The sequence below is a fragment of the Peptoniphilus pacaensis genome (assembly GCF_900088125.1).
In the GTDB taxonomy this organism is placed as follows: domain Bacteria; phylum Bacillota; class Clostridia; order Tissierellales; family Peptoniphilaceae; genus Aedoeadaptatus; species Aedoeadaptatus pacaensis.
Genome location: NZ_FLQT01000003.1, coordinates 184805 through 202954 on the forward strand (window position 1 = coordinate 184805; position 18150 = coordinate 202954).

Genomic DNA, 18150 nt, shown 5'->3' on the forward strand with positions numbered 1-18150 from the left:
ACAAATTGGCGGAGAAGGAGGGATTTGAACCCTCGCGCCCCGTGAAGGACCTACTCCCTTAGCAGGGGAGCCTCTTCAGCCACTTGAGTACTTCTCCTTATTGGCGGAGAGGGTGGGATTCGAACCCACGTGGGCGTGAACCCTAACGGTTTTCAAGACCGCCTCGTTATGACCGCTTCGATACCTCTCCTATTTTATGGTGATCCATCCGCGACTCGAACGCGGGACACCCTGATTAAAAGTCAGGTGCTCTGCCAACTGAGCTAATGGATCGTAATGGCTGGGGCGACAGGACTCGAACCTGTGGAATGCCAGAGTCAAAGTCTGGTGCCTTACCGACTTGGCTACGCCCCAACAAAAAATTAATGGCGCACCTAGGAGGATTCGAACCCCCGACACACGGATTAGAAGTCCGTTGCTCTATCCTACTGAGCTATAGGTGCTCGTGGAGCGGGTGAAGGGAATCGAACCCTCGCAACCAGCTTGGAAGGCTGGGGCTCTACCACTGAGCTACACCCGCAGGCGAATATCGAAAAAACTCCCGGTACAAGAGATGGCCGAAACGGAGAACCAACTACCGCCTCTATTCCTTAAATGGAAATTTAAATGGTGGAGGAGAGTGGATTCGAACCACTGAAAGCTGAGCTAACGGATTTACAGTCCGTCCCCTTTGGCCAACTCGGGAACTCCTCCGAAAAGTGCTTTCGCACTGGAGCTGATGGGAGGACTTGAACCCCTAACCTACTGATTACAAATCAGTTGCTCTACCAATTGAGCTACACCAGCACAGATTGACAAAATTAAGAGCTCGCTTTCAAAAACACATAAGAGGTAACTTATGTAATGGCGACCTGGATCGGACTCGAACCGACGACCTCCAGCGTGACAGGCTGGCATTCTAACCAACTGAACTACCAGGCCAGGTTGGTGGGCGCAATAGGGCTCGAACCTATGACCCCCTGCTTGTAAGGCAGATGCTCTCCCAACTGAGCTATGCGCCCTTATATGGTGACCCCGCCGGGATTCGAACCCGGGTAACCGCCGTGAAAGGGCGGTGTCTTAACCGCTTGACCACGGGGCCTTGTGGTAGCGGGAGCAGGATTTGAACCTACGACCTTCGGGTTATGAGCCCGACGAGCTACCAGACTGCTCCATCCCGCGCTATTCATTGCTGATGGATACATCATCCATGATGGTGCCGAGGACCGGAATCGAACCGGTACGATCTCAACGACCGCAGGATTTTAAGTCCTGTGCGTCTGCCAGTTCCGCCACCCCGGCTTATGGCTCTCAGGGTGGGACTCGAACCCACAACCTACCGGTTAACAGCCGGTTGCTCCACCATTGAGCTACCTAAGAATACACAAGTGAATAGAGAACAGCTTACCGACAAAGGCCGATAAGCGGATCCTATGAATATTAAGCAGAAGAAAATCTTCTGTCCGGCAATTTCCTACTCTCCCGGGTCGTTACCAACCAAGTACCATCGGCGTTAAGAGGCTTAACTTCTGTGTTCGGTATGGGTACAGGTGTGTCCCTCTTGCTATCGTCACCGGACGAACCAAGCTGCATATACAATCTCTTTTGGTCAAGTCTTCGACCGATTAGTATCTCTTAGCTACATACATTGCTGCACTTCCACCTGAGACCTATCTACCTCGTAGGCTACAAGGGGTCTTATCATTACTGAGGGAAATCTCATCTCGAGGGGGGCTTCGTGCTTAGATGCTTTCAGCGCTTATCCCTTCCAAACTTAGCTACTCAGCTATGCCATTGGCATGACAACTGATACACCAGCGGTTTGTCCATCCCGGTCCTCTCGTACTAAGGACAGATCCTCTCAAATTTCCTACGCCCACGACGGATAGGGACCGAACTGTCTCACGACGTTCTGAACCCAGCTCGCGTGCCTCTTTAATGGGCGAACAGCCCAACCCTTGGGACATGCTTCAGCCCCAGGATGAGACGAGCCGACATCGAGGTGCCAAACCTCCCCGTCGATGTGGACTCTTGGGGGAGATAAGCCTGTTATCCCCAGGGTAGCTTTTATCCGTTGAGCGATGGCCCTTCCACTCGGTACCACCGGATCACTAAGTCCTGCTTTCGCATCTGCTCCACTTGTCGGTGTCGCAGTTAAGCTTCCTTTTGCCTTTGCACTCTGCGCACGATTTCCGTCCGTGCTGAGGAAACCTTTGAACGCCTCCGTTACTCTTTAGGAGGCGACCGCCCCAGTCAAACTGCCCAACTGACAGTGTCCCTCTTCCGGATTCACGGAAGTAGGTTAGAATTCCAGAATGAATAGAGTGGTATCCCAAGGGCGACTCCCGAAACACTGGCGTGCTTCGTTCTTCGTCTCCCACCTATCCTGTACAGTCCATTCCGAAATCCAATATCAGCCTGCAGTAAAGCTCCATGGGGTCTTTCCGTCCTGTCGTGGGTAAGCGGCATCTTTACCGCTACTACAATTTCACCGGATCCTTTGTTGAGACAGTGCCCAAATCGTTACACCTTTCGTGCGGGTCGGAACTTACCCGACAAGGAATTTCGCTACCTTAGGACCGTTATAGTTACGGCCGCCGTTTACTGGGGCTTCAGTTCTAAGCTTCGCTTGCGCTAACTTTTTCCCTTAACCTTCCAGCACCGGGCAGGTGTCAGCCCCTATACTTCGTCTTTCGACTTCGCAGAGACTTGTGTTTTTGGTAAACAGTCGCTTGGGCCTTTTCACTGCGGCCATGTTTCCATGGCTCCCCTTCTCCCGAAGTTACGGGGTCATTTTGCCGAGTTCCTTAACAAAGGTTTTTCCGCTCGTCTTAGGATTCTCTCCTCACCTACCTGTGTCGGTTTACGGTACGGGCGACAGTCCGCGAATAGTGGCTTTTCTTGGCAGTATGGAGTCGGCTCCTTCTCTACTTGTTTTCGATCCGCATCACACGTCAGACTTATAAGAAGCGGATTTGCCTACTTCTCATCCTTGGTGCTTGCACGCCTCACCAACCGGGCGCTACGCGTATCCTCCTGCGTCCCCACATCTTCATTGCGGTTGCCGGTACAGGAATTTCCACCTGTTGTCCATCGACTACGCCTTTCGGCCTTGCCTTAGGTCCCGACTTACCCTGAGTGGACGAGCCTTCCTCAGGAAACCTTGGGTTTTCGACGGGTGAGATTCTCACTCACCTCTCGCTACTCATGCCAGCATTCTCTCTTCTGTATGCTCCACAGTGCCTTACGGCTTCTGCTTCATCGCCTACACAATGCTCCTCTACCAATCCGTTGGATTCCACGGCTTCGGTATCGTGTTTAGCCCCGGTTATCTTCGGCGCAGAGTCACTTGACTAGTGAGCTATTACGCACTCTTTCAATGTATGGCTGCTTCTAAGCCAACATCCTAGTTGTCTCAGTAACTCCACATCCTTTTCCACTTAACACGAATTTTGGGACCTTAGCCGGTGGTCTGGGTTGTTTCCCTCTCGACTATGAAGCTCATCCCACATAGTCTGACTCCGGAGGCTCATGTCTTCGGTATTCGGAGTTTGATAGGTCGCGGTAACTTGGTAAAGTCCCTTGACCATTCAGTGCTCTACCCCCGAGACACGCCCTTCCAGGCTAGCCCTAAAGCTATTTCGAGGAGAACCAGCTATCTCCGCGTTCGTTTGGCTTTTCACCCCTATCCACAGGTCATCCGATAACTTTTAAACGTTACCCGGTTCGAGCCTCCATTGAATTTTACTTCAACTTCACTCTGCCCATGGATAGATCACGCGGTTTCGGGTCTATGACCTCCGACTCTTCGCCCTGTTCAGACTCGCTTTCGCTACGGCTTCAATGCAAAACATTTTAACCTCGCCGGAAATCATAACTCGCTGGCCCGTTCTACAAAAAGTACACGATCGTGGTTCGAGACCACTTTCGCTGCTTGTAAACATCCGGTTTCAGATTCTATTTCACTCCCCTCCCGGGGTTCTTTTCACCTTTCCCTCACGGTACTTATGCGCTATCGGTCACCAAGGAGTATTTAGCCTTAGGGGGTGGTCCCCCTGTATTCCCACCGGGTTTCACGTGCCCTGTGGTACTCGTTTAGAGTGGCTCGCTTTTGCTTCGCATACGGGACTGTTACCCGCTATGGTTGATCTTTCCAAATCATTCTGCTCACATCCGCTCGCCGTATCTCAAGTTGGGCTGAACCCCGTTCGCTCGCCGCTACTGAGGGTATCGAGGTTTCTTTCTTTTCCTCGGGGTACTTAGATGTTTCAGTTCCCCCGGTATTCCTTTCATACGCTATGGATTCACGCATGAATGCTGAGAGGTTCTCTCAGCGGGTTTCCCCATTCGGAAATCTGTGGATCGATGTGTATTTGCCACTCCCCACAGCTTTTCGCAGCTTATCGCGTCCTTCATCGGCTCTTGGTGCCAAGGCATCCACCGGATGCTCTTTCTAACTTGACCTTACGATCTATTTCGTTGAAATTGTAATCTTAAATTTAAATTTGAAGATTTGATTTACGATGTTCTCGTTTTTGATTGTATATGCAGTTTTCTTGGTTCAAATTGTTTTGCATCCGAAGATGCATGGTGGACCTGGGTGGACTCGAACCACCGACCTCACGCTTATCAGGCGTGCGCTCTAACCAGCTGAGCTACAGGCCCATATATAATTAAAGGTATAAGAGATTTGTCCATCTGTCGCCCTTCCCCGCAGGGAAGGACGTTCTTCCTTAGAAAGGAGGTGATCCAGCCGCACCTTCCGATACGGCTACCTTGTTACGACTTCACCCCAGTCATTAACCCTACCTTCGACAGCTGCCTCCTTGCGGTTAGCTCGCTGGCTTCGGGTATTGCCAACTCCCATGGTGTGACGGGCGGTGTGTACAAGACCCGGGAACGCATTCACCGCAGCATGCTGATCTGCGATTACTAGCAACTCCGACTTCATGCAGGCGAGTTGCAGCCTGCAATCCGAACTGGGATCGGCTTTTTGAGATTCGCTTGAGATCGCTCTGTCGCTGCCCTCTGTACCGACCATTGTAGCACGTGTGTAGCCCAGGACATAAAGGGCATGATGATTTGACGTCATCCCCACCTTCCTCCGATTTATCATCGGCAGTCCCTTTAGAGTTCCCACCATTACGTGCTGGCAACTAAAAGTAAGGGTTGCGCTCGTTGCGGGACTTAACCCAACATCTCACGACACGAGCTGACGACAACCATGCACCACCTGTATTAGCGTTTCCGAAGAAAAGGCTTTATCTCTAAAGCGGCCGCTAGTATTTCAAGTCCTGGTAAGGTTCTTCGCGTTGCTTCGAATTAAACCACATGCTCCGCTGCTTGTGCGGGTCCCCGTCAATTCCTTTGAGTTTCATGCTTGCGCACGTACTCCCCAGGCGGAGTGCTTATTGTGTTAACGGCGGCACCGAGGTTTGACCCCCGACACCTAGCACTCATCGTTTACGGCGTGGACTACCAGGGTATCTAATCCTGTTTGCTACCCACGCTTTCGTTCCTCAGCGTCAGTTGAAGTCCAGCAAGTCGCCTTCGCCACCGGTATTCCTCCTAATATCTACGCATTCCACCGCTACACTAGGAATTCCACTTGCCTCTCCTTCACTCAAGCTTGACAGTTTCCGATGCTTACGAAGGTTGAGCCTTCGCCTTTTACATCGGACTTGCCATGCCGCCTGCGAACCCTTTACGCCCAGTAATTCCGGACAACGCTCGCCCCCTACGTATTACCGCGGCTGCTGGCACGTAGTTAGCCGGGGCTTCCTCCTATGGTACCGTCATTATCTTCCCATAGGACAGAGCTTTACGATTCGAAAACCTTCATCGCTCACGCGGCGTCGCTGCATCAGGGTTTCCCCCATTGTGCAAGATTCCCCACTGCTGCCTCCCGTAGGAGTTTGGACCGTGTCTCAGTTCCAATGTGACCGTTCACCCTCTCAGGCCGGTTACTGATCGTCGTCTTGGTAGGCCGTTACCCCACCAACTAACTAATCAGACGCGAGGCCATCTCTTACCGCTAGCACTTTGACTTCATCACCAGGAGGTGTCGGAGTCTTATACGGTATTAATCCCGGTTTCCCGAGGCTATCCCGTTGTAAGAGGCAGGTTCCTCACGCGTTACTCACCCGTTCGCCGCTAATCCAGAAGTTCGTCACCCGAAGGATCAGAACGACTTTCATCGCTCGACTTGCATGTGTTAGGCGCGCCGCCAGCGTTCGTCCTGAGCCAGGATCAAACTCTCAATAAAAACTTTGAGTTTGCTTAGCTCGGATTCACTGACTGTGTTCCGCTTTAAGCTTTTAGATTGTTATGGTTTAATCTCTTATACCATTTAATTAACTTGGTTCAGTGCCGCTTCTTTCGAAACAGCTTATTTAGTATATCTCGCAGGGAATGCTTTGTCAAGAACTTTTTAACATTTTGTAAAAATTCTTTCCGCACGCCTCGCGCGATAACTTGTTCAGTTTACCATCGAGGACCGATTCTTGTCAATCGCTTTTTTTAAATTTCAAAAGGCGATTGACTTTTCGATTCGATGACTAGGCTATTATACTAACTCTTTCCGTTTTCTGTCAAGGGGATATTTGCGTTATTTTACTACCATGTAAAGTCAGCAGGCTTCCTTATGCCAGGCGGCGGCTGTAGCCTTCGTCTTCCTTCATTTTCTTTTCCACATAGGAACAGTCAGCCTTCACCTTCAGGTCGTGCTCTTCCACATAGGCGATGAATTCGTTAAAGAGTTTGCCGGCGACGCCTTGGCCGCGGACTGCTTCCGATGTTTCCGTGTGGTAGGCTTCAACCGTCTCATCGTCTATAAAACGATAGTCCAATACGCCTTGGGGATTTTCCGAATCGCCGATATAAAAACGTCCGTCTGTGTGTTTAATTTCCATCATTCATTCCTTTCTTATTGTTTACGTTCTACTTACTCTATACCCGCCCACGAAAAAAAGTTCCCGCCAAAGCGAGAACTTTCTTTTATTCCTCTGTCGTTTCATTGTCGCCGTCGTCGGCGGCGTTCGACTCATTTTCATTTGCTTTCTTTTGTTCTTTGAGCTCTTCGTAGTAGCCTTTCTTGCCTTGAGCGAAGCGGCGTACCTGTTCTCTCGCCGAGGCCTGATCCACGACGTAGTACTCGATGTTTCCGATGCGTTGATTGTCGCCGACCAAGGTGTCGGTTTGGATGTCGTCCCGTTCCATATCCAGGCCCATCTTTGCCAGGTAGGCGATTTGCCCATAGGACAGATTGGTTTCTATATTGTCCAGGGCAATGTCGATGAGCTCGGGGATCTTCAGTATCATCATGGGCCGTTTGACTTTTTCAAACAACTGCATAAGGAAGCGCTGTTGGACTTGGATCCGGTCGATGTCCTGATCTTCGTAGATCTTTCGTATGCGCAGGTAGCGCACGGCGTCGGCACCGTCCAGCTTTTGCTTGCCTTTTTTAAAGTCGATGTGCAGATTGGGCACGACGTAGGTGTCTTCGTAGCTGTAGTCGAAGGGGATGTCCACGTCGATGCCGCCGACGGCATCCACCAATCGTTCCACTGCGTTGTAGTCTACCGTAGCGTAGTAGTCGATTTTTACGTCGAGGAAATTTTCCACGGTTTCTTCCGCCAGTTTTTCGCCTCCGTAGGCATAGGCGTGGCCCAGCTTGGTCTTGCCTTGGTGGCCTTCAATGTCCACATAGGTATCTCGGGGCAGGGACAAGAGTTGCGCCCGCTTGGTCACGGGATCGATGGTGACGAGCATAATGACGTCGCTCCTTGTAGGATTGCCCTCCTCGCTCATGTCCGTAGTGGCCGTCTTGTCGATGCCGAACAGCAGTATGTGCAGGGGGTCGTCTCCGGTAAAGGGATTGGTCGTATTTAATTTTTCCAGGCTATTGTTCGCTTCTTCCAGCGTCGGTTCCTTGCTTTTTTTGGACAGCGGATGATCCGCTATTTGGTAGCCCAAAACCAAGGCCCCCGACAGGACGGCAATGATCAGTGCCGCCAAGATGATTTTAAGTACTCTCATGTAACACCTCTTTTTATCTCGTACTATCTTACCGAATCGAAGGGCCATTGGCAATAAAAGATTCGATTCATTTAATTCTATAGACGATTGCTTCCGCCCGTGGCGGGCTTATTTACCGCATATGGGCGGCAATTTTTTTCGATGCCTTTTAAAAGTCATAAAAAAAGCAAACAGCTTTAGCCGTTTGCTTCTCAGGGTCATGCCCCTTTATTCGTAGGTATAGGTGTTCGCCCGTTGGATCACCACGTCTTCCAGGGGCTTGTCCATGGCGTTTTTTTCCACCTTGGCGATGGCGTGAACCACGTCCATGCCTTCCGCCACTTGGCCGAAGACCGTGTGCTTTCCGTCGAGCCAAAAGGCGCCGCCGCAGTTTTTGTAACCGTCGATGACGTCTTCCGTGTAGCCGTATTGTTCTCCCGCATCTTCCATTTGGCGAAGGATGTCGTCGCCCACCGGGGCTCCTTGCACGATGAAGAATTGGCTGCCGTTGGTATGGGGACCGGCGTTGGCCATGGAGAGGGCGCCGACGAGGTTTCTGTATTCGGGGGTGCATTCGTCTTCGAAGCCTTTGCCCCAAATGCTTTCGCCGCCGCGGCCGGTGCCCGTGGGATCGCCGCCTTGAATCATAAAGTCTTCGATGACGCGGTGAAAAATAATGCCGTCGTAGTAGCCTCGGTCCACGAGGGTGGTGAAATTTTCCACGGCTTTCGGCGCCGCTTCGGGAAAGAGGCGCAAATGAATGTCGCCGAGGGTGGTGGCGAGTTTCACCATGGTGTCGCCGACCTTCGGCGCTTCCAATTGTTTTAACATGTTATTCTCCTTGTTCCGTCAGGACGATGACGCCGTCTTTGGTCACCGCCAAGGTGTGTTCGTATTGGCAGGACAAAGAGCCGTCGCGGGTGCGGGCGGTCCAGCCGTTTTTATCCATGGCAATGGGCCAGTCGCCGGCATTGATCATGGGCTCGATGGTAAAGACCATGCCCTCTTCCAGGCGCACGCCCCGATTGGGCCGGCCGTAGTGAAGGACTTGGGGATCTTCGTGCATATTGGTACCGATGCCATGGCCCACGAAATCCCGCACCACGGAAAAGCCGTTGGCTTCGGCGTGGGTTTGAATCACGTGTCCGATGTCGCCCAGGCGCGTGCCGGGCTTCACGATATCGATGGCCTTGTACAGGCATTCTCTCGTAACGTCCATGAGCTTTTGCGCTTCGGGAGATAACTCGCCCACGGCGTAGCTCCAGGCGGAGTCGGCCAGGTAGCCGTCCACATTTACCACCATGTCGATGGTCAAAAGGTCCCCGTCTTCCAGCTTGCGCTCGCTAGGAAAGCCGTGGCAAATTTCGTCGTTCACCGACGCGCAGATGCTGTAGGGAAAGCCCTGATAGCCTTTTTGTTCCGGGTAACCGCCCCGGTCGGTAATAAATTTTTCCACGAAGCGATCCAGTTCCAAGGTGCTCACCCCGGGCTTCACTTCATTTCTGAGGGCCCGGTGCACTTGAATCAAAAGATCCGCCGCCGTTTGCATTTTTTCAATTTCTTTTTCCGTCTTTATAATAATCAATCCTCTACCTCCCGGACGATTTCTTTTAAATCCACATCCCTCGATGCCCACAATTTCGCGTGGGGATTCATGGCGATGGCCCGCTTCAAATCCTTCAGGGCCTCGTCTTTTTCCCCTAAGCGCACGTGGCTGCAGGAGCGATTGTAGTATAGATTCACACTGTTCAGGTGCTTGTCGATTCCTCGGGATAAGATGGCGATGGCTTTTTCCGGCTCTTTCATGCGCAAGTAAATGGCCGACATATTTAAATAAGTCGGCGCATAATTTTCGTCCAGGGCCAGGGCCTCTTCGTAGGCGGCCAGGGCCTCTTGATTTTTAAAGGTCTTTTGGTAAATGACCCCCAGATTGTAATAGCCGATGCTGTAGGCCGGAGACAGGGCCACGGCTTTTTTCGCCAGGGCCAGGGCTTTTTTGTACTCCTTGCGCTCTTCGTAAATGGAAGCGATGTCGGAATAGACCACGCCGTTATCGGGAACCAATTGCGCGCAGCGTTCGAAAAGTTCCAGGGCGCGATCCTTGTAGCCCATGCGGTCGCTTAACAGGGCCAGTTCGTAGCAGGCGCTTTCGTAATCGGGATCGATTTTAATGGCTTCTTCGAAATACTCGACAGCCGCCACATCGTCTCCACCGTCTTGGGCCAAGACGCCTAAGGCGTACTCGGCGCCGGCGTATCTGCCCAGGGACAGAATTTTCCGGTAGTAGGTCGCCGCCGTCTTTTCTTTGCCTTCCTGCCAGTATAAATCGGCAATGGCAAAATAGCTGTCGGCAAGGCTCTCCTTATCCGGGGCAAAATCCGCCGCCTTCAAATAGGCCTTCAGCGCCTCCGTATTTTCGCCTCGGCTGAGGAAATCCTCCGCCAGAGTCCGATAATTGTTCCATTTTGCAGTCATCGTCGCCTCCCGATGGTATTATACCACAGTTAGCTGCGCCCCTTGTATTTTAAAAGGCTCATGGCGATGACGACGCAGATTAAGGACACGCCTACATCGGCAAAGACGGCGAGCCACAAACCGACTATATTGAACATGTTTAAAACCACGACGAGGATTTTTACAAGGAGAGCAAAGGCGATGTTGCCGTAGCAAATTTTTCGCGTCTGCTTGGATAGATCGAATAGGAAGGGAATGCGGCCGATGTCGTCGCCTAAGATGACCACGTCGGCGGTTTCGATGGCCATGTCCGATCCGCCGGTGCCCATGGCGATGCCCACATTGCTTTTCGCCAGAACCGGGGCGTCGTTGATGCCGTCGCCGACGTAAACCACTTTTTCATTTCGTGCCAATGCGCGGTTTAATGCCTCTACTTTTTCGCCGGGAAGCAGGCCGCCGACGCTTTCGTCGACGCCCAGCTCCTTGCCTACGGCCTCTACCAGTTCCTTTTTGTCACCGGAGAAGAGATAGGTCTTTAAGAAGCCCTTTAATTTTTTCAGCGCGTCTTTCACGCCGGGCTTAACGGAGTCGGCAAAGGCGATGCGGCCCAAGAGCTCGCCCTCTTCCACGACATAGACGGAGGTCATGGGAATACTTTGGAGGGAGTTTTCCACGCCCATGGTTTGCAGCATGGCGTCGTTACCTGCGGCGACGGTCTTGCCATCGATGGTACAGGTAATGCCTTTACCGGAAAGTTCCCTATAATTCTCCGGCGTTCCCTGAGGCGCGGCTTTTTCCAAAATGGAGCGTGCGATGGGGTGATTGGAGTATTGTTCCGCCGTGGCGGCCAGGGAAAGGAGATTCTCTTCCGTTCCCTTTAACACATCCACCTTTGCCAAGGTGAATTTGCCGTCGGTAAGGGTGCCTGTTTTGTCGAAGGCGATGGCGTCGGCTTCGGCCAAGGCTTCCAATGAAGTGGAGCCTTTAATAAACATGCCGTCTTTCGATGCGCGGCCCACGCCGGCAAACATGGAAAGGGGCACGGAAAGCACCAAGGCGCAGGGACAGGAAATAATTAAAAAGGCACAGGCTTTGTAGATCCACGTGTTCCAGTCGCCGGAAAATGCCAGGGGCGGCACGACGGCCACGAGAGCCGCAAGCCCTACGACCACCGGGGTATATACGGCGGCGAAGCGGGTGATCCAGGCTTCGGTCTTGCCCTTGTTCAACCGGGCGTCGGCAACCAGTCCCTGAATCTTCGCCATGGTAGATTCTCCTGCCACTTTCGTGACGCGCACTTTAAAGGCGCCGTCCAAAGCCATGGCCCCGGCCATCATATCCGCCCCCGCATTCGCCATAATGGGCACGGATTCGCCGGTCATGTGTTGATTGGAGATGTGGCCTTCCCCTTCGATGATTTCACCGTCGGCGACCAAGGTGTCTCCGGCGCGAAGGAGGACGATGTCGCCCACCGCCACGTCTTCTGCCGCCACTTCGATGACGGCGCCGTCTTTTTCTACATGGGCCGTGTCTTCATCGCGCGCCAGCAGGCTTTCCACGGAATCCGTGGCGCGGTCCAAGGCGTAATCCTGCAAGGCTTCGCCGAGACGGTAGAACAAGAGCACGGCCAGGGCTTCCCCGTGTTCGCCGATGTAAAAGGCGGCGACGGATGCCACGCTCATTAAAAGATTTTCGTCGAAGACTTCGCCGTTTTTTATGCCCTTCAAGGCGTTTTTGAAAATATCGAATCCGGCGACGACGAGAATCACGGCCCACAACAGAGTTTGATAGGGACCGGTATAGACGAACTGCACCAAGAGGGCGGCCATAATGCCGCAGGCAATGGAAATGAGCTCGTTTTTTAAGGAGCCTTCCTCTTCTTCCGCCTCACCCTTTTTCTCGCCGGCATTTTTTTCCACGACCACCACGCCGTCTTCGATGCTGTCGGCCACCTGCTGAATCTCTTCGGCAGATACGTCCCCTTCTACCACCAGGCGCTTGGAAATAAAATCCAGTTTCGCCTCGGAGACTTGGGGCAATTCGCCGACGCGGGCTTCGATTTTCGCCGCGCAGTTAGCACAGTTTAAATTTTTCAACTCATAAACACGCATATATTTTCCTCCACTCATATGATTGTTTGCTCATACTTATTGTATGCCCTCGCGCAGACGATGTCAACAAAAAAAAAGAAGCGTCCTGCGACGCTCCTTCCTTATTCTGAAACTTTTACAGGGAAATGGTGGCCACCGGTTCCATGCCAGCTACGTCAGCGCCTTCGATTAAGGACCAGGTTTTTTCCGTGCCCGTGTTTTTCAGCATGGCTTCGTAGTAATACATGACGACGCCGATGTCTACATAGCTCTTTTGACCCTTGCTCTTGTCCATGTAAAGGGTAATGGTGCCGTCGTCCTTTAAGAGGAAGCGCCAGGGTTGGGCGTTGATGTGGCTGGGTGCAAAGCGAATGGAGGAAAATACGTCGAAGAGGCCGTAGTTTTCCAGTTCCGTCAAGGGCGCCGGCGTATCCAAATGATCTTTGAAGACGATTTTGTCTACGCTGAGGCGGGGGCTGACTCTCTCTTCGTCGAAGACGTCTTGGTTCAATGCCTTGCCGAAGCCGATAATGTAGTCGACAAATTCGCCGCCTTCACCGAAAAGGGATTGCTTTAACTCTTTGTTGACTTGCATGGTGGTAATCCAGCAGGTGCCGAAATTCTTTTCGATGAGTTCCGTATTCATCATTTCCAAATAGTAACCCGTGCGAATCAATTCGGCCTTGTCGTGGCTTTTGGCGCGCAGGGCGATGTAATGGGGCGCTTCGATCATGGTGCCGCCGTAGCCGGCTTTGCCTTGCAGCGCTTTGGCAATTTCGCTGCCGTTTTCGTAAAGGGCGAAGCTGACTTGGCTGTCCGCCGCTTGTTTTTCCAGTTTAGCGATGGTATCTTTCACCCATGCCAGACCTTCCGCCGACAGCTTTGTCGTTTGGAATTCGCGCACCGTTCTTCTCTTTTGCAGGAAATTTGTCATTACCATATTATCTTCCTCCTCATATTACAACCAGTTTGCCAGGTTGTCGTAAACATACATATGTACCACGTAACCGACGATGATACCGATCAACATTCCCGCCAAGACATCGGTGGGATAGTGGACGGCCAAATAGGTTCTGGATACAGCCACCAAAAGCGCCATGACAACAAAAAGCGGAGCCAATTTCGGAAAATACAGAGAAAATGTCGTCGCCACCGTAAAGGCCGCCGTCGTATGCCCCGAGGGAAAGGAATAATCCCTCAAGTCGATACCGTAGGTGTTTAAATTCTTACTCACCCAATAGGGCCGACTTCGGCTGATGAGGCGCTTTAAAATTTGTGCGGCCCCTGTGGAGATCACCAGGGCCACAACCATTTCCGTGGCGGCGCTTCCGATCCAACGTTTTCCGAATATCAGCATAAAGACCGACAGAGCTACGAGAAATCCGGGTCCCGCTATATTCGTATAGTTGTAAAAAAAGAAATCGCAATACTTGTTTTTCAATTTCTTGTTTATACGATCCAGAAAATAATCGTCAAACGCTTTAAACGGATTTTTCATCTTCACCATCCTGTACATACCTACTTTCCTCATTATATACCAAGCACCTCGTCTTGAAAAGGACAATTCCCCCCGCCTCGTGATATACTCAACCGGAGGTGACTATGAAATTAACCGACGAACAACAACAAGCCGTGGCCCACGACAAGGGGCCGGCCTTGGTCCTCGCCGTTCCGGGAAGCGGCAAGACCACCATGCTATTAAGCCGCACGAAGCGGCTCATCGACGAAGGCGTGGACAGAAAAAAGATACTAACCATTACCTTTTCCAAGGCCTCGGCCCGAGACTTGGCCCTGCGCTACAAAACACTTTTCCCGAACAGTCCGCCCCCGGCTTTTTCCACCATTCACAGCTTCTGCTACTCGGTGCTTAAAAACGACGAGCGGCGCCGGGGCGTGAGCTACACCTTAATCGAATCCAATCGCGCTTTGAGCAAGTGGCGCATCGCCGCCGATCTGTGGCGGGAAATTATGCACCGCTCTCCCAATGAGGAGCAGGTGGAGACCCTCCTTCGGGAGATCAGCTACGTGAAGAACAAGGTCTTGGATCCGGCGGAGTACAATAAAGAGGCGACGACGCCCCTGTTTTTGAAGTTTTATAATCGCTACGAAAATTTAAAGCGGGAAAGGCAGTGGATCGACTTCGACGATATGATCACTCTGGTGCCGGAGATTTTTAAACAGGATCCGGGGCTGCTCCGGGCCGTGCGGGCCACCTACGATTACATTCAGGTGGACGAGGGCCAGGACACATCCAAGGGCCAGCTGGCCATAATCGAAGCCATTGCAAAGCCGAAGAACAATCTCTTTATCGTCGCCGACGACGACCAGTCCATTTACGGCTTTCGCGGCGCAGATTTTCGCGAGCTCCTTCACCTGAAGGATTCCTACGGCGATTTGCAGTTCTACTACCTGTCGAAAAATTTCCGTTCTCAAGAACGTATTATTTCCCTCTCGGCAAAATTCATCGAGCAAAACAAGGCCCGCTACAAAAAGACGCCGGTGGCGGTGAAAGGTGCGGGGCCTGAGGTGCGGGCGGTGGAGCTCAACGATTTGGACAAGCAGTACGCCTTTATCGCATCGGAAATCGAAAAACACGAACTAAAGGACGTGGCCGTCCTCTACCGAAACCACGTCTCTTCCATCGGCCTCGTGGAATTTTTGGAGCGCAACAACATGCCCTTCGCCTCGAAGGAACGAAAGAGCCGCTTCTTCAACCACTGGGTCCTGCAGGATTTAATGACCATTTACGAATTCAGCCGAAATCCCGGAGACTTGGCGGCCTTCTCCACCTTCTATTACAAAATTCGCGGCTATCTGTCGAAGAAAATGATCGAAGAATTGCAGAAAAAAGGCGTGGGCGCATCGGTCTTCGACGCCCTCTTGGATCTAAAGCTTCCCGATTACGCCGCGCGAAATGTAAAAGCCCTGAAGCGGGATTTTCAGCACTTAAAAACCCTGGCTCCCGCCGAGGCCTTTCGCTTTATTCAAAAGGATTTGGAATACGAGGAATACATTGCGGGACACGCCGCCACCTTCGGCTCCTCCAAGACCACCTCCATGCGCATCCTCTACTACGCCAAGTACATCGCCAAAAAAACCGACGACTACCAACGCTTTATCGGCAGGCTCGAGACGCTGGACCGCCTTATGCAGGGATCCCGCGCCGGGGAAAAGGGTCTGGTCCTTTCCACCTTACACGGCGCCAAGGGCTTGGAATTCGACGCCGTCTTTCTTATCGACCTAAACGCGGACTCTATCCCCTCCCTACCCGGCGCCAACGCCGACGCAGCCGAAGAAGCCCGCCTCTTGGAAGAAGAGCGGCGCCTCTTTTACGTGGGCATGACCCGGGCCAAGGAGCGGCTCTATCTCCTCAGGCCCCGCCACGTGGACCGGGAAGCCGTCGCGCCCTCGGAGTTTTTCACATGGGCGAAAGAGGCCATCGTAAGCGCGCGAAAAAAGCATTAAAAAAGGCCCTCTAGCAAACGTAGAGTGACCCCATAAAGTTGGACTTAATCGAGTAAACATTTCGCTTGTAAGAATGAAAAAAATTGTTAAAGCAGGAGGGTATTCCAAATGAGAAATAAAATATTTACGATTTCACTTATATTAACAATAATAGCTTGTATCCCAATCCTTTTTGTAGGCACATCTCAATTATATGGATTTTTAGCGGAATTAAATTATTATATACTTAGTCCATTCTGCTTTCCCACACTAATTTTAATGCCATGGGTTTATAATAATAAGAAATTATATTGGTGGTATGTTCTATTATTTCCATTAGCATGGAATCTATTTTTTATTTATTATTTTTTCGATGGTAAACCTTCCAGTTATATAAGCATAATTTTCTTTTTTATAGGGGTTCTAGCATCTCTATATTTAAAAAAGGTATTCAAAAAATAGAGAGGGCCTTTTTTATTTAACCGTTTTTCAGCATAGCCGATTCAAATTCATTGGCACATTCTTCGATGCTGTCCAAACAATTTTCCATGACCTGAAGCATTTCCTTCCAGATAATGGTCTTGCGGGCATCGAATTCGCCGGTGTAGTCGAAGAGGGCCCGGGTGGAATTTAAGTACAAGGTGTCGCCCTGACCTTCCAAAGAATTGATGCGGATAATTTTTTCCTTCACGTCGTTGGAGCGCTTAAAGTTGCTGAATTCCAGAACCACTTCCTCCAACATACTCGTGCTTTGAACGATGAGATCCACAAATTCCAAGGTCTCGGGAATGAGCTCGTGGACCCGATACATATACAGGCCCAGCAAAATCTCTTCGATGGAATCCACCACCGTGTCCAGCTTGTCCGTAATCTCGATAATGTCTTCCCGCTCGATAGGCGGCAAAAACTCGATGGCCAGACGATTCATAATGTCGTGCATGATTTGGTCGCAACTGTTTTCGATGCGCTTCATGGCGTCGGTCTTTTCCCTCAAAGTGGATGCGTCGTAGGCGCCTAAAGTGGTCTGCAAAAGATCCGCCGCTTGGGAGGCTTTTTGCGCCATGTCGCTGAATTTTTTAAAATAATCGAACTTTTTGTCTTTCATGCCTTCTCCTAAAGTACATTAATTAGCAAATAGGTTACGACAAAGCCGATGATGCCGCAGCCGGGAAAGGTCAATATCCACGCCAGGCCCATGTCGCTTACCACGGACCAGTTCACGTTTTTCAAATGTTTCGACGCCCCCACGCCCATAATGGCCGTGGTCTTCGTGTGGGTGGTGGAGACGGGAATCCCCGCCACCGATGCCACGAGCAAGCTGACGACGGCGCCGATGTCGGCGGCAAAGCCCTCGTAGGTTTCCAGCTTCACCATGTTCATGCCCACGGATTTAATAATGCGCAGGCCGCCTAAGCTGGTGCCGAAGCCGATGACCAAAGAAACTAAAATCATGAGCCAGGCCGGGATCACGAAATGGCCTCCACCGCCGGTGCCGGCAGCCAGGCTGAAGGCCAGCATAAAGACCCCCATAAACTTCTGCCCGTCTTGGGCGCCGTGCATAAAGGCCATGGCAGCCGCCGAAATAATCTGGCCGTTCTTAAAAAATTTTTTGGACTGCCGTCGGTCCGACCCGGCAAAAAGGCGCTTAATTACTTCCACTACGGCGTAGCCCATGACAAAGCCCAGAATCGTGGAGAGGAGGAGGCCGTAAATATTCTTCATCCACTCCGCCCCGTTGATCCCGGCCAGGCCCCCGTGAAGGGCGATGGCCGAGCCCGAGAGGCCGGCGATCAATGCGTGGGATTCCGACGTGGGAATGCCGAAGTACCACGCCGCCGTAGCCCATATGACGATACTCACCAAGGCCGCCGCCAGGGCGATCATGGCTTCGTGGGTATTGCCGTTAAAATCCACCATATTGTAAATGGTCTCCGCCACATTGGCGTTAATGGCGGTCATAATAAAGACGCCGAGAAAATTAAAAAGCGTCGCCATGTAAATGGCTTTTTGCGGTTCGATGCTCCGCGTCGATACGGCGGTGGCAATGGCATTGGGCGCATCGGTCCAGCCGTTGACGAAAACTACCGCCAAGACCAGAAAGGTCGTAATAAAAATAGCGGGATTCGTCGATATCATGGAGATGAACTCTTGTATGGTAACAGTCATG

The 18150-nt window shown here is 51.7% G+C and carries 11 protein-coding genes, 15 tRNA genes and 3 rRNA genes; 1 reads left to right on the plus strand and 28 read right to left on the minus strand.

The genetic code is table 11. From position 1 onward, the window contains the following. Positions 1-6: 6 nt before the first annotated feature. From BN7444_RS00930 to BN7444_RS01055, 26 genes are all read right to left on the minus strand, one after another. Positions 7-97: transfer RNA gene (locus BN7444_RS00930), tRNA-Ser, on the minus strand. Positions 98-101: 4 nt separating this feature from the next. Then, positions 102-190 (minus strand) — tRNA-Ser (locus tag BN7444_RS00935). Positions 191-197: 7 nt separating this feature from the next. Continuing rightward, positions 198-273, minus strand: a tRNA-Lys gene (locus BN7444_RS00940). A gap of 4 nt (positions 274-277) precedes the next feature. Continuing rightward, positions 278-354: transfer RNA gene (locus tag BN7444_RS00945), tRNA-Gln, on the minus strand. A 12-nt stretch (positions 355-366) separates the two neighbouring features. Then, positions 367-443: transfer RNA gene (locus tag BN7444_RS00950), tRNA-Arg, on the minus strand. A 3-nt stretch (positions 444-446) separates the two neighbouring features. After that, positions 447-520: transfer RNA gene (locus BN7444_RS00955), tRNA-Gly, on the minus strand. An 87-nt stretch (positions 521-607) separates the two neighbouring features. Beyond that, positions 608-693, minus strand: a tRNA-Tyr gene (locus BN7444_RS00960). Positions 694-710: 17 nt separating this feature from the next. Next, positions 711-786, minus strand: a tRNA-Thr gene (locus tag BN7444_RS00965). A 58-nt stretch (positions 787-844) separates the two neighbouring features. Beyond that, positions 845-921, minus strand: a tRNA-Asp gene (locus BN7444_RS00970). A gap of 4 nt (positions 922-925) precedes the next feature. Then, positions 926-1001 (minus strand) — tRNA-Val (locus BN7444_RS00975). A gap of 5 nt (positions 1002-1006) precedes the next feature. After that, a tRNA-Glu gene (locus BN7444_RS00980) sits at positions 1007-1081 on the minus strand. Between the two features lie 3 nt (positions 1082-1084). Beyond that, positions 1085-1161: transfer RNA gene (locus BN7444_RS00985), tRNA-Met, on the minus strand. Between the two features lie 32 nt (positions 1162-1193). Next, a tRNA-Leu gene (locus BN7444_RS00990) sits at positions 1194-1281 on the minus strand. 3 nt (positions 1282-1284) lie between these two features. Continuing rightward, positions 1285-1359, minus strand: a tRNA-Asn gene (locus tag BN7444_RS00995). 81 nt (positions 1360-1440) lie between these two features. After that, positions 1441-1557 (minus strand): 5S ribosomal RNA (gene rrf / locus BN7444_RS01000). Positions 1558-1584: 27 nt separating this feature from the next. Continuing rightward, positions 1585-4443, minus strand: a 23S ribosomal RNA gene (locus BN7444_RS01005). Between the two features lie 124 nt (positions 4444-4567). After that, a tRNA-Ile gene (locus BN7444_RS01010) sits at positions 4568-4644 on the minus strand. 72 nt (positions 4645-4716) lie between these two features. Continuing rightward, a 16S ribosomal RNA gene (locus BN7444_RS01015) occupies positions 4717-6244 on the minus strand. The 16S, 23S and 5S rRNA genes sit together here with 15 tRNA genes alongside, the layout of an rRNA operon. A gap of 376 nt (positions 6245-6620) precedes the next feature. Beyond that, positions 6621-6890, minus strand: coding sequence for a GNAT family N-acetyltransferase (locus BN7444_RS01020; RefSeq protein ID WP_068454495.1), 270 nt, complete (start codon positions 6888-6890; stop codon positions 6621-6623). 85 nt (positions 6891-6975) lie between these two features. Beyond that, positions 6976-8016 carry an LCP family protein gene (locus BN7444_RS01025; protein WP_068454498.1) on the minus strand — a complete coding sequence of 347 codons (1041 nt, stop codon included), beginning with the start codon at positions 8014-8016 and terminating at the stop codon, positions 6976-6978. Between the two features lie 207 nt (positions 8017-8223). After that, complete coding sequence (locus BN7444_RS01030; protein WP_068454501.1) at positions 8224-8826, minus strand: peptidylprolyl isomerase; 603 nt, start codon at positions 8824-8826, stop codon at positions 8224-8226. A 1-nt stretch (position 8827) separates the two neighbouring features. Continuing rightward, positions 8828-9580, minus strand: a complete 753-nt coding sequence (map, locus tag BN7444_RS01035; RefSeq protein ID WP_068454503.1) for a type I methionyl aminopeptidase — start codon at positions 9578-9580, stop codon at positions 8828-8830. Beyond that, a complete protein-coding gene (locus tag BN7444_RS01040; RefSeq protein WP_068454506.1) occupies positions 9577-10470 on the minus strand; it encodes a tetratricopeptide repeat protein in 894 nt (297 codons plus the stop codon). The genes map and BN7444_RS01040 overlap by 4 nt, the downstream gene beginning before the upstream one ends. A 29-nt stretch (positions 10471-10499) precedes the next feature. Further along, entirely contained in the window at positions 10500-12560 is a 2061-nt protein-coding gene (locus BN7444_RS01045; RefSeq protein ID WP_068454509.1) for a heavy metal translocating P-type ATPase, read from the minus strand. A gap of 115 nt (positions 12561-12675) precedes the next feature. Then, the gene (locus BN7444_RS01050; RefSeq protein ID WP_068454512.1) at positions 12676-13479 is read right to left on the minus strand and encodes a nitroreductase family protein; all 804 of its coding nucleotides are present in this window, start codon (positions 13477-13479) and stop codon (positions 12676-12678) included. Positions 13480-13497: 18 nt separating this feature from the next. Next, positions 13498-14037: a phosphatase PAP2 family protein gene (locus tag BN7444_RS01055; protein WP_068454515.1), complete on the minus strand. Its 540-nt coding sequence runs from the start codon at positions 14035-14037 to the stop codon at positions 13498-13500. Between the two features lie 104 nt (positions 14038-14141). Between BN7444_RS01055 and BN7444_RS01060 the strand changes: the two genes are divergently transcribed. After that, the gene (locus BN7444_RS01060; protein ID WP_068454518.1) at positions 14142-16004 is read left to right on the plus strand and encodes an ATP-dependent helicase; all 1863 of its coding nucleotides are present in this window, start codon (positions 14142-14144) and stop codon (positions 16002-16004) included. Positions 16005-16461: 457 nt separating this feature from the next. On the opposite strand, the gene BN7444_RS01070 is transcribed toward BN7444_RS01060, so the two are convergent. Together BN7444_RS01070 and BN7444_RS01075 are read right to left on the minus strand one after the other, a co-directional pair. Continuing rightward, positions 16462-17088 (minus strand): DUF47 domain-containing protein, encoded by a 627-nt coding sequence (locus BN7444_RS01070; RefSeq protein WP_068454525.1) that lies wholly within the window; start codon positions 17086-17088, stop codon positions 16462-16464. 8 nt (positions 17089-17096) lie between these two features. After that, positions 17097-18149 (minus strand): inorganic phosphate transporter, encoded by a 1053-nt coding sequence (locus tag BN7444_RS01075; RefSeq protein ID WP_068454528.1) that lies wholly within the window; start codon positions 18147-18149, stop codon positions 17097-17099. Position 18150: the final 1 nt, after the last annotated feature.

What these genes read in the sequence shown, in the direction of transcription:
- BN7444_RS01020 (WP_068454495.1), bottom strand. Translation starts at nt 6,890, where the DNA reads ATGGAAATTAAACACACAGACGGACGTTTTTATATCGGCGATTCGGAA.
- BN7444_RS01025 (WP_068454498.1), bottom strand. Translation starts at nt 8,016, where the DNA reads ATGAGAGTACTTAAAATCATCTTGGCGGCACTGATCATTGCCGTCCTG.
- BN7444_RS01030 (WP_068454501.1), bottom strand. Translation starts at nt 8,826, where the DNA reads ATGTTAAAACAATTGGAAGCGCCGAAGGTCGGCGACACCATGGTGAAA.
- BN7444_RS01040 (WP_068454506.1), bottom strand. Translation starts at nt 10,470, where the DNA reads ATGACTGCAAAATGGAACAATTATCGGACTCTGGCGGAGGATTTCCTC.
- BN7444_RS01045 (WP_068454509.1), bottom strand. Translation starts at nt 12,560, where the DNA reads ATGCGTGTTTATGAGTTGAAAAATTTAAACTGTGCTAACTGCGCGGCG.
- BN7444_RS01050 (WP_068454512.1), bottom strand. Translation starts at nt 13,479, where the DNA reads ATGGTAATGACAAATTTCCTGCAAAAGAGAAGAACGGTGCGCGAATTC.
- BN7444_RS01055 (WP_068454515.1), bottom strand. Translation starts at nt 14,037, where the DNA reads ATGAAAAATCCGTTTAAAGCGTTTGACGATTATTTTCTGGATCGTATA.
- BN7444_RS01060 (WP_068454518.1), top strand. Translation starts at nt 14,142, where the DNA reads ATGAAATTAACCGACGAACAACAACAAGCCGTGGCCCACGACAAGGGG.
- BN7444_RS01070 (WP_068454525.1), bottom strand. Translation starts at nt 17,088, where the DNA reads ATGAAAGACAAAAAGTTCGATTATTTTAAAAAATTCAGCGACATGGCG.
- BN7444_RS01075 (WP_068454528.1), bottom strand. Translation starts at nt 18,149, where the DNA reads ATGACTGTTACCATACAAGAGTTCATCTCCATGATATCGACGAATCCC.